The following is a 12,396-nucleotide window of genomic DNA, read 5'->3' on the forward strand; positions in this document are numbered from 1 at the left end:
TTTTTTTTGTAAATCTTTTACAAGAACCTCTATAATTATTAGTGATGAATAACTGGCTTTAATTCCGCTTTCGCGAAAGCGAGAACCAAAATAGATCCTATCTAGTAAGCATCTACATCTATGTTACATCTTACAGAACGATACTGCTTAATAGACTCAAAGCTTTTCTTTACTTTCATGATATAGCCTTTTACCTGATCTGGAGCCTGTTGCTTTGATAACTTTATAATGACATGAATATTATAAAGGTTCCTGATACGTGAAACTGGCGGAAACTCTGGCCCAAGAACTACCACACCATGAGGAATTTGATTCAAAGCATTTACAAACCAAGTGCTTGAATCAAAGGTTGTCTGATAGTCGCGATGTTTAAAAGTAATCCTTATCAATCTCTGAAACGGTGGGTACTTAAACTGATACCGCTCCTCAATCTGTTCTTTATACATGGTAGCATAATCGTAAGAACTTACCTGCTGTAAGATCATATGATCTGGATGGTAACTCTGTATCAACACCTTACCTACTTCTTTAGTACGCCCCGCTCTTCCTGAGACTTGTGTAAGCAATTGAAAACACCTTTCATGAGCTCTAAAATCTGGAAAATTAAGCATAGAGTCTGCATTCATTACCCCTACGAGACTTACATTTCTAAAATCAAGACCTTTTGTAAGCATTTGTGTACCGACCAAGCAGTCTATTTCTCCCGCATCCATTTGATGAATGAGCTTTTCATAAGAATTCTTACCTCTGGTAGTATCCAAATCCATACGAGCAACCTTGTGATTAGGAAATAACATCCTAAACTCTTGCTCTATTTGTTCTGTACCAAAACCTTTAGTATCCATTGCGCTACTAGAGCAAGACGGGCACTCTTTAGGCACAAAAGTATGGTAACCGCAGTAATGACATCTTAGCTGTCCTTTGTATTGATGATACGTGAGGCTGACATCACAATTGGGACATTGTGGTGCATTCCCACAAGTGCCACATTCCATAATAGGTGCATAGCCTCTCCTATTCTGAAAAAGGATCACTTGTTTCTTGTCCCTAAAAGCTTGCTGCATATGCTCAATAAGTGTGTCAGAAAAGTGACCGGTCATCTTTTTACGCTTGTGCTTTTCTTTAATATCTACCATATTGATTTCTGGCATCTGGACATTTCCAAAACGCTTCTTCAATTCTACCAGGTTGTATTTACCAGAACTAGCATTGTAATAACTTTCTAATGCTGGTGTCGCACTCCCAAGAAGTACAGATGCTTTTTTCATGTGACCCAATACAATCGCAGTATCTCTAGCATGATATCGAGGTGCTGGATCGTATTGCTTAAAACTAGTTTCATGCTCTTCGTCCACAATAATTAAGCCCAGGTTTTGGAACGGTAATAACATAGCACTGCGGGCGCCTATAATCACATAAGGCTCTTTTGCATTGATAACATGATTCCAAACTTCCAAGCGCTCGTTGAGGTTGTATTTAGAGTGATACACCAGTACTTGATGTTTAAAAAAGTTTTTTAATCTGGAGATCAATTGAGTCGTGAGTGCAATTTCTGGCAACAAATACAAGGCTTGATGACCCTTTTCTAGTTGCTCTCTAATAAGTTCTACATATAGTTGCGTTTTACCACTTGAGGTTACCCCATGAAGCAAGACTGTCTTACGAACTTTAAAACTACTTTTAATCTGCTGCAAGGCCTTCGTTTGATCTTCATTTAAACGGTACAACTCACTTCCCTCTTCTTCCTTATCCAGTACCCTATCTATTTCTTTTTCAATTTCTACAAGAATACCTTTAGATACGAGTGTTTTAATGACAGCAGCAGTAACATTAGCTCTTTCTATAAGCTGTTTTTTAGTCACCTCTTTAGAATTTCCTGCCTGCATCATGAATAGCGTCATAACAGCTTCTCTTTGTTTAGGAGCACGTTGCAGTTCTTCAAGTACCGATTGAAGCTTTTCTTCTTCATTTAATTCCTCTTGTAGGAGGATAAATTTTTCTGTTTTAGGCTTATAAGTATGATAGAGCTCTTCTTGTAGGATAATCAAATCCTTTTCCAGCATTTTTTGCAGAATAGGCAACACACTCTTGCGGTCCAGAATATCCATTACTTCTTGAACTTTTAAAGCATTGCGAGATTCCAAGGCTTCCATAACTAGAAATTCTCGGTCGTCTAGCAATGTGTTCTCTATAAAAGTGGCTTCATTTTTCAAAACAATGGTTTCACTCTCTAAAAGAAAAGATTTAGGTAAAGATGCTCGCATTACTTGACCTACCGCGCATAGGTAATAGGAACTTATCCATTCCCAAAACTGTAACTGGCTTTCTGTGACTACTGGTTGTTCATCAATAATAAACTCGATATCCTTAACCTCGTAAGTGGCCGTGTTTTCCTGATGTACTCGATGAACGATGCCTGTATAGATCTTTGATTTACCAAACGGCACAGCCACCCTCATGCCGGGCTTTAGAAAATCAGCTTCAACTGTATTGACCGTATAAGTAAAATAACGTTCTAGAGGAAGTGGTAAAATAACATCAATGAAATGCTGCATAAGGTGTAAAAATAAGAAGCTCTTTTGGTTTTTGGTTCTGATACTAAATAAAAAAGCACAAATTCTAAGGAAGAATTTGTGCTTTATAATGGTTTAGATCATTAAGATTACATCTTATCTATTATTTTATTCATTAATTGAGAGGTCTCTTCATAAGACTCCCCATTTTGCTTTGCCACTTCTATGGCTTCTTTAGCTTTTTTAAGGGCTTGCGTATAATTACCTGTCTTAAATAACAATGCAGCGTGCGTATCTACATTAGCATTTATTTTATATAATTCTATGGAACGCTCTACAATTTCTATTGCTTTTAATAAATCATTAATTTTATCATGGTACTCATAAGCATGCCATGCGAGTGAATTTAATTTTGAATAGTCATTCCAAATCTCATCTACTACCTTATCTGAAAATTCAGTAACAGTGCCGTGATTTTCATTGATATTAAAGCTATCATACCCTGCCTCCTCTGGGACCTCTTCTACTGCGACAATATCTTCACTGGTATAATCTACATACTTCTCGATTAATGATGTCATATCCCCCTTAGACATAGCACCTTTTACTACATCTAAACTTGCTGAATTTTTAATAAAGTAGTAAGTGGGCATAGCAGTAACACCTAAGGCATCGTCCACAGCATTTTCATCTACATCAATTTTATAGAAGTCGACTCTTCCCGCATACTCTTTAGAAAGTTCCTTTAGGATAGGATCCATTATTTTGCATGGACCACACCAAGTCGCATAAAAGTCTACGACTATTAATTTATCATTATTAACCAATAGTTTTGATTCGGCATCAATGTCGGTAATTTCTGTTTGAGCTGGCACTAACTGCGTAAAGCAAATGAATGCTGCGATTAAATATTTCATGTCTTTAAAATTTTAAAAGTTAAAAATAAGTGAAAAATCACAATTTTAAAATACCCCATAGAGGGTATTTTTTTTGTAATTTGCTTAAAAAGAACCTATTTCGATTAGCTGTCGGCAATTCATAACGACATTATAGCTAACCCATTTGCTAGCTCTCCTCTTATTTTCATGTTAACAAACTTGTTGAGAAACTGGAGCTTTATCTTTAAGATAACTCGACAAGCGATCATATCTTTAAAAAAACTATTTATTATGAATGATAGAGACGAATATCTAGTAGCCTTAAGACCTGAAATTAAGGGTGCACGAGTAGATGAAAACATGAGTGATGAAGAACGTTTTCAAAATACCACCTTACGCCCTATCTCAAAATTGCAAAATGAATTGATCATAGCTGTTTTTAGGAACTACATCAAAAAACATAAAAATGTTTTTTGCGGCCTTACGGCACATAAACGCATCGATTACATTGAAAATGCCGTCAATAGGGATCAAAAATTCAGAAATTCTTTAAAGGGAATGATGATGGGACATTTTACCATGGCAGAATATCAACATTACATTACCAATTCTAGCGCACTTAATAAACGCATGATGAATCTTGTACGAGAACGATTGATTAGTAATATACAGTTGTTTGAAAAGCCAGTCGTAGACTTATAACAAAGACTCTCCATTAAGATCTGTGGTCAAAACGTCCGACATGAAATTTAGAAAAGGTCTTGCGGTTTTAAACGATGTATTGACGATAGTTGAGAAATCTTTACTCAGTACTTGTTGATCTGTAAATGATTTCATAAAATAAAAAGATTTAAATTTGATAAGGTCCATATTTGGGTGCGTTTTATCAAAATTTCTTGGAGCTGTTTTTAATTGTTCTCCCTGCAAATCGCCCCAACATTTTATAAACGGCTCATTAGAAATAATCGATCTTAATTCTTGAGCGTCTAATTCGAGCTCTTTTCGTATGCGCAAGAGATCCTCCTTCTCTGGAGAAAAGAACCCTACACCTATAACATGTTCATTAGGTTTGATGCGCATGTAATAACCTCCTCTTTTATCTGCTCCGGCTCTGATCCAATTAGCACTGCGATGAGCTTTAAAAGGCGTTTTATCTTTTGAAAAGCGTATATCCCTATAAATTCTAAAGGTTTTAGCTCTTTCTATCACATCATGCTGATTTAAATCTAGCATAATGTCATTTGCACAGGTTTTAAAATTGGTATCTAAACTTTTAAAATAGGGCTTGCGTTCTTCAAACCATGGTTTATTATTGTTTTGAACGAGTTCTTTTAAAAATATAATTAACGCTGGATCTATCATAAAAAAATGCCTTCAATTTGTCTAAGGCAAGTTATAAATTTACTGTAGATATATCTATCTAATAATAAGCTTTCTAGTTCTAAATATACTTCCATCTCCTACTCTAACTAGATAAATACCACTATTGAAATTAGACACATCGATATTTTTTTCAAATCTACCTGTATTTTCGAATGTATTACTCAGAACTTGCTTTCCTAAAATATCGTAAACCACTATGGAAACAAGTTTTTCAGACCAATCATTACTCAATACAACTGTAAAGCGGTCATCTGTAGGATTAGGATATAAAGTAAATGTTTCTAATTCTTCTAACTGGCTTGATAAAGTCATATTGTCAGCCCCAGAAATAATCAAAGAAAAATCCTGAACCCCATTAAGCAAGTTACCTTTATGATTTACTAAAATAGTATAATTTCCAACTGGTTGATCAATTTCTATTTTCTCAAAATTATCAACATCATTAACACTTGTTGTCGCAGCGGCAGTAGGTATAGCTGGGTTTAATTTCCAAGGTCTATAAACAAGAGTACCATTTTGATCTGTAACACTAATGTCTAGGTCATTAACGATCATCGCAGTTCTGTCATCTTCTTGATTCATAGAAGGGAAATCAGCGGTAGCAGTTGCCGGATCATTCCATGATATTGAAACGGTCAATTTATTAGAGAACAAGGCATTCCCATTTGCAGTTACGGACTTGGTAAAAGACATTCCTTGTTGGAGCGATATCTCAGATATTAAGGCAGAGCTTTGATTAAATTGAATTACATCTGCTGCACCTTTAGTATTCATTAAACCCCAACCAAATTCATAATCAGGTCCATTTGCAGATCCGGCTTCACTTGCTGTATGTAGAATTAACCCCTTGAGTGTTGCAGCTTTGATGTAGTTGCCATTGATACTATTAAAGTATTGTTGTAACAATATAGCTCCACCAACAACTGCCGGAGAGGACATAGAAGTACCTGTTCTAGATAAAAATTGATCATCTCCTGAGTCATCTGTGCTGATGGTAGCAACTCCTTTTGTAGTGATGTCTGGTTTGACTCTGCCATCATCTGTTGGGCCCCAATTACTAAAAGAGGACATAGCAACACTAGAGGGTCCTGTGTAATTTAATACACCAAATGACGCACCTACAACCAAATTGTTTTTTGCATTAGAAGTAGAGGTTAATATATCATAACCATTATCTGCGGGATTAACGCCGCTGCTAATACGTGAATTGCCAGCAGCACATACTATTAAATAATAGGGATATGTATTAGAAACTCGATCCCAGGACTGTGCTCTAACATCGTATTTACCTAAAAGGACATCTGATACTTGGGCAGAAGCGATGCCATAACTATGATTAGAAACGAGTAATCCTGTTGAAGCAGCTCGAGACATTTCTCTTTCATCATCTACTTCACTTGGTGACGATTGAAATTTATAATACTCGATGATAGATTGTGGGGCAATTCCTCTTGCGCTCATATCACCAGTTCCATTTGATGCGATTGTACCAGCAACATGAGTAGAGTGACCATTTAATGTAGTAATGGTCTCTCCTGCAACAGTTCTACCTATAAGAGCCTGATGTGTTTCTCTGATTTTACCAATATCCCAAACACCAACAGTCATTCCCTGACCTTCTATATTTAAACCGAAAGAGCCTCCTGTTTGAAGCTCTCTTGCGCCTTGCATTTGGGCAGCCTGATCATTCATAGTGCTTATATAGATAGGCTCATCTAATATGTTTACCCCTATTAAATAGCTTGTAGTGCCGTTCTTAGTTTGAGTAATTTCTGGCCAGCCATGAATAGCTTGTAATCGCTCAAAACGACTCGTGTTCATCTTGTGAAGCTGTTTTAAGTAATCATCTAAGGAATTGATTTCTTCTTGATTATAGCTTTGAGCTATGAAAATCTTTTCTTCTTGTGTCTGTGCGGTAGAGTAAAGTATGGATCCAAGCAAAATCGAAAAAATAACAAACATTTTATTTTTAAACATAAAACTGTTTTTATAAGTAAAGGTGAATTGTTGATAAATATGTTATGCTACTAGATATATATAAAATACCTTTGCTCTATATAAGCAATACAAGCAATGTAATTTAATAATACTTGCTATTTAAATAAAATTCTTTTATTTATTTAATTTAAAAGACTTTAACATAACAACTAATAACTCTAAGATGAAATTTATAGTATCTAGCTCCTATCTTCAAAAACACCTTCAACTATTAGGTGGTGTGATAAATAACAATAACACTTTACCTATTTTAGATAACTTCCTTTTAGAATTAACTGGTAACGAGCTTAAAGTATCTGCCAGCGATATGGAGACTACTATTGTTAGTAAGCTTGAGGTGGAGAGTGAAGATGATGGGAGTATTGCTTTACCTGCAAAATTATTACTAGATACGCTTAAAACATTTCCAGAACAGCCGCTTACTTTTCACTCTGTGGATACCATGATGACGGTAAGTCATGATAAAGGTAAGTCTGAAATAGCCTGTGCAGCAGCAGCAGAGTTTCCGAAAGCGGTTTCTATTTCAGATCCTAGCAACACTTCTATAATGGGAGACACCCTTGCTACAGCAATCAACAAAACTATATTTGCTGCTGGTAATGACGATTTAAGACCTGTAATGAGCGGTGTATTTTTTCAGTTTGCAAGTGATTCACTTACTTTCGTAGCTACAGACGCTCATAAATTAGTGCGTTACAAAAGAGAAGATCTTTCGGCTAGTCAGACGGCAGAATTCATCATGCCTAAAAAACCTTTAAATCTTCTTAAAGCAATGTTGCAAGGCAGCGAGTCTGAAGTACTGATTGAATATAACGATAGTAACGCGCAATTCAGTTTTGATTCTACCAACATCATTTGCCGTTTAATCGATGGTAAGTACCCTAATTACGAAGCGGTGATTCCAAAGGAAAACCCTAATAAATTGACCATCTCTAGAACACAGTTTTTAAACTCTGTTAGACGTGTGAGTATTTTTTCGAATAAAACAACACACCAGATCAGACTTAAGATGGCTGGCGCTGAGCTCAATATAAGTGCTGAAGATTTAGATTACAGCAATAAAGCTGACGAACGGCTGACTTGTGATTATCAAGGTGACGATATGCAAATAGGTTTTAACAGTAGATTTCTTATTGAAATGCTCAATAACTTGACTTGTGATGATGTTTCTCTTGAAATGTCATTACCTAATCGCGCAGGGATTTTAACGCCTGTAGATGGACTTGACGAAGGCGAGAATGTTACTATGCTAGTAATGCCCGTAATGCTTAATCAATAAACATTAAAATTTACTCATAATAAAAAGGCTCGCAAATGCGAGCCTTTTTATTATATCAACTTTCCGATAATTATTATTGGACTACTTATTTGTCTAGATAACGTTCTTTAATAACGTTCTCATGATGCAAACTATGGCCAGCTATTAAAAAAGGAATCACTCTTGCTGTCATGGTCTGACCACTTGCAACTCCTCTAAATTGTAACGAATCTTCTGTAGCATTCTTAAACAAATCGATGGTTGCCTGCCGAGTCGATTGAATGGAAGATAGCAATTCCGCTTTCGCGAAAGCGGAACCCCCTAAACTTTCAACAAAAATATCTTGATCAAACCCTGGTAAAGGAGTAGCGTCTTTACGCATAAATCTTAGTGCGCGGTAAGCAAAAATACGCTCCGTATCCAAATTGTGTTGTAATACCTGACCTATAGACCATTTACCAGCTGCGTATGTATAAGAAAACGGTTTGTCAATAGCGTTCACCAGCCGAACTGTCTGCTCGATGGCATCTACTAAAACTGATTCTATACTAGCTTCCTTTTCCAGCAACGAGAGATAAGGAGTATAATATTCTGAATACTCCTCCTTATCAAGATCTTTTAAAAGAATCATTACAAGTCTTGAAATACCTTGTGCAACAACCTTTTCTTATCATTGATACTTTCCTCTAAGCTGATCATCGTTTCTGTACGACTTACACCATCAATATCATCCAGCATAAATATAATTTTCTTTGCGTGAGTAGTGTCCTTAGCACGTATTTTACAAAAAATATTGAATTTGCCAGTGGTAATATGAGCAACAGTAACAAAAGGGATTTCTTGAATTCTACTCAACACAAATTGCGTCGTACTTGTTTTTTCTAGAAACACCCCTATGTAAGCTATAAATGTATAACCGAGTTGGTGGTAGTCTACCGTTAATGAAGATCCATGAATAATCCCTGATTCTTCCATTTTCTTAACCCTAACATGAACCGTTCCAGCACTTATATTAAGTCTTTTAGCAATATCTGTAAAAGGTGTTCTAGTATTCTCAATAAGAACATCAAGAATTTTCTTATCAATATCGTCAATCTTTGCCATATCTATGAGTTTTTCTAACAATTTTCTGTAAAATAAAGACAATAGGTGATAATAAACTAACTAAATCAGCACTTTTACAATTAATTAGTAAATATTTTAATATTCAAAGACTCCGAGTGTATTTCAAAATTGCCTTCTACAATCAAATCATTTTTAAAACTATGATCATCTGACATGTCTATAACACGATGCCCATTTAAGACATCTTCTCTATTCACACCTATTAGTATAGGAATAAAATAGAGCTCACCATCCTTAATCTGCTCATGATACTGAATAGAAAGATGTTGGAGACCTGTCGAGGATTTATAATTCTTTATCCAAATATCTACATAGGCTTTGCTCATTTCTGGAATAGATTTATATGCATTCACAACAGCAACATCAAGTAAATGACTTGTGAAAACTGACTTTAAAGCTATTTGAAGCGCTTTGTACACCAACATGCTCACTTCATCTCGTGAGTAATCATCTCCTGAATGGCCTGCCTCAAATAAGACGGTAGGCACAGAAGAACTCATCATAAAATCTCCTACACAATTGATATTAAAGTCGTCATTGTACCTACCTATAATACCATTTACATGATGATTCAAGTCTGTATTTATCGAATTAATAACATGCATAGCCTTAATACGGGCAACACTAAGGGTTTTATTTTCATCACCCGCAGGAGCAAGAAAAGATAATTGAGCAGGAATTGACCCATTTTTAGAACCGTAAATACTGCGTTGCCCATGCAAGTTAAAACAATAATGGGGTTGGAATTGATCAAAAACTTTTCTCAATAAGATGCTTTCTGGTTGCGATAATAAAACCGCATCTCTATTTAAATCCACATTATTTGCATTTACTCGGGTCCATTTTTCAGCTCCATCAGGATTTAAAATAGGAATAATGTACAATTCAATATTTTCTAGTATACGGTCTAGATCACTCCTTTTCAAAAGCTCACAAATAGCTCTAGTAGTAGAAGACTCATTACCGTGCATTTGAGACCACACTAAAACCTTAACCTTACCAGATCCTATCTTCAATCCGTAAATAGACCTTTTAAGGACTGATTTTCCAATATCCAGATCTTTTAACCTAGAACCATCTAAAGCGTTTAAGAGCTTCTGGAAATAGTTTTCAAATTGTGAATAGGAGTAATATCTAGGAAGCATTTAAGAATAGTGTTTTAGAGTAGCGTCCTAACAACACATTAGAACGGTATTTTTATTAGTACAAATGTAAACTCTTTAAGGTTTACAAAAGTAAACAACAAGATTGTTACAAATGTAAACAGCTGTGGATCTGGATCGGTTTACAATTGTAATCAATTATTTAAGTGATCTAACTGCTATTTATATTTAAAGTAACCCAGGAACGTACTTTATATTAAATTATACTTACAAAAAACTGTTTTTCAGTATTTAAAATTACTTCAAGTAAATAAAAGGTTTATGTAATTATTAATGCTTCTGTGTTGTTTACTCCAATCGTGAATCAAGTGTTTACAATAATAAACACAATTGTAAACCATATTTTGTTTACTTTTGTAACCTATGGTGAATTCAGCAGATTTTTCAAAAAGAATGCAAAAAATTATGGATAGGAACGATTTAAACGCTTCTTCCTTTGCAGAACGTATTCATGTAGGGCGTAGTTCTATATCACATATTCTTTCTGGACGTAACAAACCCAGCCTTGATTTTGTCATTAATACAGTAAAGGAATTTCCTGAAGTAGATTTCGATTGGTTACTAAATGGTAAAGGAACCTATCCCAGATCAGAAACACCACAAACACTTCCTACTGAAAACACATCTCCTACTGCTATTCCTGAAAAGAAAGCAATGGAGTCCAGCCGTTCAGAACCTATGCAAACAGCATCTCAAGATCTTTTTTCAACTCCTGATCACAAAGAGACTAATCATATACCTAAAATAAATAAAGGGAAAAATATACAAAAAGTTATTTTGTTGTATGACGACGGAAGTTTTGAATATTTTATACCTTAACTCCGTGATCAAGAATTAACTTTACAAAAAAGTACACATGAAGTATTCACCTCTATTGATCTTAATTTTATTTTTTACAACTGGTTGCTATGAAAACACCAGAGACTGTGAAGACTTTCAAGAAGGCACATTTATATGGGAACAAGAAAGTGGTGGTAAATTATTAAAGACCGAATTTACTCGTACCAAAGATTTCCAAATTGAGCGTTTTGAAACTAAAGTAGATACTTCAAGAATTGAATGGGTCAATGATTGTGAATGGAGAGTGATCCCTATTGATCCTAAAACAAATGCAGAAAGCCGTGCTTACCTATTTAAAATATTGACCACTAATAAGGATTCTTATACCTTTGAATTTAAACAGTCTGGTCGCGATCAGATTTACAAAGGCACTGCTGTTAGAAAATAAAACCAACCTACCCTGTTTGAAATCTTTGCAAAGGCAGGTGCTTGGAAAGCACTACTAACCTTTACCTTCTAAAAAATAATTTAGGTATAGATAATATTATTTTATCTCTCTTACAGCAGATAAAACGGGATACGCATCGCAAGCGATCTAAAAATCTAGGGCTTGCACTAGGGATGGTACTGTTTATTATAAGACTCTTTGATATCAGCGCGTAAATCTGATTTCAGAGTAGCTGGTATGTTTTTAACTATGGATGGTTTGTTATAGAGGTTTCTGTACAGTATCTTATACTGTCTACTTGTGGTTTATTATTACTCTATAAAACAACTCAAGAAATTTATGAAAAGGTAGAAAAAATAGGACACGATGATAATGAAGTAAAATGCAAGTAATCATCAACTCTTTATAAAGTGATTCTGGAAATTAGCATGATCAACATCGTCTTCTTATTTGATAGTATTTTTACCGTTGTAGGAATGATAAACGGTTTAAGTGATGATCCAAATGCTGCATTGGTTCTGATGATCATAGCCGTAGTCATTTCAGTAGGTATTATGCTGCTATTTACACATCCAGTAGGAAAGTTTGTCAACAAGCGTCACTCCTCAAAAGTATAAGGTCTTGCCTTTCTACTTTTGATAGGGTTTATGCTTATTGCAGAAGTGGCTCCCTTGGCCCATTTAAGCTTTTTTTGGCAGCGAGACAGCTGTCTTCCTTAAATGGTTTTTTATTTTACTTTTTTCTTCTCATTGTTTAGGGCGTTTGTAAATTTTAAGTTGTGTAGTGAAAAACGAGCGCATAAAAAACTACAGGTCTTCTCCATCATGATGCATAAATCAAATAAGACTCT

General features: G+C 35.2%; 12 protein-coding genes. 5 read left to right on the forward strand and 7 right to left on the reverse strand.

Translation table 11 applies throughout. The features are described 5' to 3' along the window. Positions 1-101: 101 nt before the first annotated feature. Complete coding sequence (priA, locus tag F0365_RS14870; protein ID WP_169934421.1) at positions 102-2,555, reverse strand: primosomal protein N'; 2,454 nt, start codon at positions 2,553-2,555, stop codon at positions 102-104. Positions 2,556-2,662: 107 nt separating this feature from the next. Then, positions 2,663-3,430: a thioredoxin family protein gene (locus tag F0365_RS14875; protein ID WP_169934422.1), complete on the reverse strand. Its 768-nt coding sequence runs from the start codon at positions 3,428-3,430 to the stop codon at positions 2,663-2,665. A gap of 252 nt (positions 3,431-3,682) precedes the next feature. On the opposite strand from F0365_RS14875, the gene F0365_RS14880 reads away from it, so the two are divergent. Beyond that, entirely contained in the window at positions 3,683-4,093 is a 411-nt protein-coding gene (locus tag F0365_RS14880) for a glyoxalase (RefSeq protein WP_169934423.1), read from the forward strand. Here F0365_RS14880 and F0365_RS14885 read toward each other — a convergent pair. Beyond that, positions 4,088-4,753, reverse strand: a complete 666-nt coding sequence (locus tag F0365_RS14885) for a DUF2461 domain-containing protein (RefSeq protein WP_169934424.1) — start codon at positions 4,751-4,753, stop codon at positions 4,088-4,090. The two genes, F0365_RS14880 and F0365_RS14885, sit on opposite strands and share 6 nt — an antisense overlap. Positions 4,754-4,807: 54 nt before the next feature. Then, positions 4,808-6,751 (reverse strand): S8 family serine peptidase, encoded by a 1,944-nt coding sequence (locus tag F0365_RS14890; RefSeq protein ID WP_169934425.1) that lies wholly within the window; start codon positions 6,749-6,751, stop codon positions 4,808-4,810. Positions 6,752-6,935: 184 nt separating this feature from the next. Between F0365_RS14890 and dnaN the strand changes: the two genes are divergently transcribed. Continuing rightward, entirely contained in the window at positions 6,936-8,051 is a 1,116-nt protein-coding gene (gene dnaN / locus F0365_RS14895; protein WP_169934426.1) for a DNA polymerase III subunit beta, read from the forward strand. 85 nt (positions 8,052-8,136) lie between these two features. On the opposite strand, the gene F0365_RS14900 is transcribed toward dnaN, so the two are convergent. The 3 genes from F0365_RS14900 to F0365_RS14910 all read right to left on the reverse strand — a co-directional run bounded on the left by F0365_RS14900 (position 8,137) and on the right by F0365_RS14910 (position 10,300). Then, the gene (locus F0365_RS14900; RefSeq protein WP_169934427.1) at positions 8,137-8,661 is read right to left on the reverse strand and encodes a DinB family protein; all 525 of its coding nucleotides are present in this window, start codon (positions 8,659-8,661) and stop codon (positions 8,137-8,139) included. Beyond that, positions 8,661-9,134, reverse strand: a complete 474-nt coding sequence (locus tag F0365_RS14905) for an Lrp/AsnC family transcriptional regulator (protein WP_169934428.1) — start codon at positions 9,132-9,134, stop codon at positions 8,661-8,663. Before F0365_RS14905 ends, F0365_RS14900 begins: the two co-directional genes overlap by 1 nt. A gap of 80 nt (positions 9,135-9,214) precedes the next feature. Continuing rightward, on the reverse strand, positions 9,215-10,300 hold the full coding sequence (locus F0365_RS14910; RefSeq protein WP_169934429.1) for a M14 family zinc carboxypeptidase: 1,086 nt from the start codon (positions 10,298-10,300) through the stop codon (positions 9,215-9,217). Positions 10,301-10,681: 381 nt separating this feature from the next. Between F0365_RS14910 and F0365_RS14915 the strand changes: the two genes are divergently transcribed. The 3 genes from F0365_RS14915 (at position 10,682) to F0365_RS16615 (ending at position 12,163) form a co-directional block, all read left to right on the forward strand. Continuing rightward, complete coding sequence (locus F0365_RS14915; RefSeq protein WP_169934430.1) at positions 10,682-11,137, forward strand: helix-turn-helix domain-containing protein; 456 nt, start codon at positions 10,682-10,684, stop codon at positions 11,135-11,137. Positions 11,138-11,174: 37 nt separating this feature from the next. Continuing rightward, positions 11,175-11,546, forward strand: a complete 372-nt coding sequence (locus tag F0365_RS14920) for a DNA topoisomerase IV (protein WP_169934431.1) — start codon at positions 11,175-11,177, stop codon at positions 11,544-11,546. A 428-nt stretch (positions 11,547-11,974) separates the two neighbouring features. Next, on the forward strand, positions 11,975-12,163 hold the full coding sequence (locus tag F0365_RS16615; protein WP_240961717.1) for a hypothetical protein: 189 nt from the start codon (positions 11,975-11,977) through the stop codon (positions 12,161-12,163). Positions 12,164-12,396 lie beyond the last annotated feature (233 nt).

This window comes from Nonlabens sp. Ci31 (genome assembly GCF_012974865.1).
Classification (GTDB): domain Bacteria; phylum Bacteroidota; class Bacteroidia; order Flavobacteriales; family Flavobacteriaceae; genus Nonlabens.

What these genes read in the sequence shown, in the direction of transcription:
- F0365_RS16615 (WP_240961717.1), top strand. Translation starts at nt 11,975, where the DNA reads ATGATCAACATCGTCTTCTTATTTGATAGTATTTTTACCGTTGTAGGA.
- F0365_RS14890 (WP_169934425.1), bottom strand. Translation starts at nt 6,751, where the DNA reads ATGTTTAAAAATAAAATGTTTGTTATTTTTTCGATTTTGCTTGGATCC.
- F0365_RS14900 (WP_169934427.1), bottom strand. Translation starts at nt 8,661, where the DNA reads ATGATTCTTTTAAAAGATCTTGATAAGGAGGAGTATTCAGAATATTAT.
- F0365_RS14915 (WP_169934430.1), top strand. Translation starts at nt 10,682, where the DNA reads ATGGTGAATTCAGCAGATTTTTCAAAAAGAATGCAAAAAATTATGGAT.
- dnaN (WP_169934426.1), top strand. Translation starts at nt 6,936, where the DNA reads ATGAAATTTATAGTATCTAGCTCCTATCTTCAAAAACACCTTCAACTA.
- F0365_RS14885 (WP_169934424.1), bottom strand. Translation starts at nt 4,753, where the DNA reads ATGATAGATCCAGCGTTAATTATATTTTTAAAAGAACTCGTTCAAAAC.
- F0365_RS14910 (WP_169934429.1), bottom strand. Translation starts at nt 10,300, where the DNA reads ATGCTTCCTAGATATTACTCCTATTCACAATTTGAAAACTATTTCCAG.
- F0365_RS14920 (WP_169934431.1), top strand. Translation starts at nt 11,175, where the DNA reads ATGAAGTATTCACCTCTATTGATCTTAATTTTATTTTTTACAACTGGT.
- priA (WP_169934421.1), bottom strand. Translation starts at nt 2,555, where the DNA reads ATGCAGCATTTCATTGATGTTATTTTACCACTTCCTCTAGAACGTTAT.
- F0365_RS14905 (WP_169934428.1), bottom strand. Translation starts at nt 9,134, where the DNA reads ATGGCAAAGATTGACGATATTGATAAGAAAATTCTTGATGTTCTTATT.
- F0365_RS14880 (WP_169934423.1), top strand. Translation starts at nt 3,683, where the DNA reads ATGAATGATAGAGACGAATATCTAGTAGCCTTAAGACCTGAAATTAAG.
- F0365_RS14875 (WP_169934422.1), bottom strand. Translation starts at nt 3,430, where the DNA reads ATGAAATATTTAATCGCAGCATTCATTTGCTTTACGCAGTTAGTGCCA.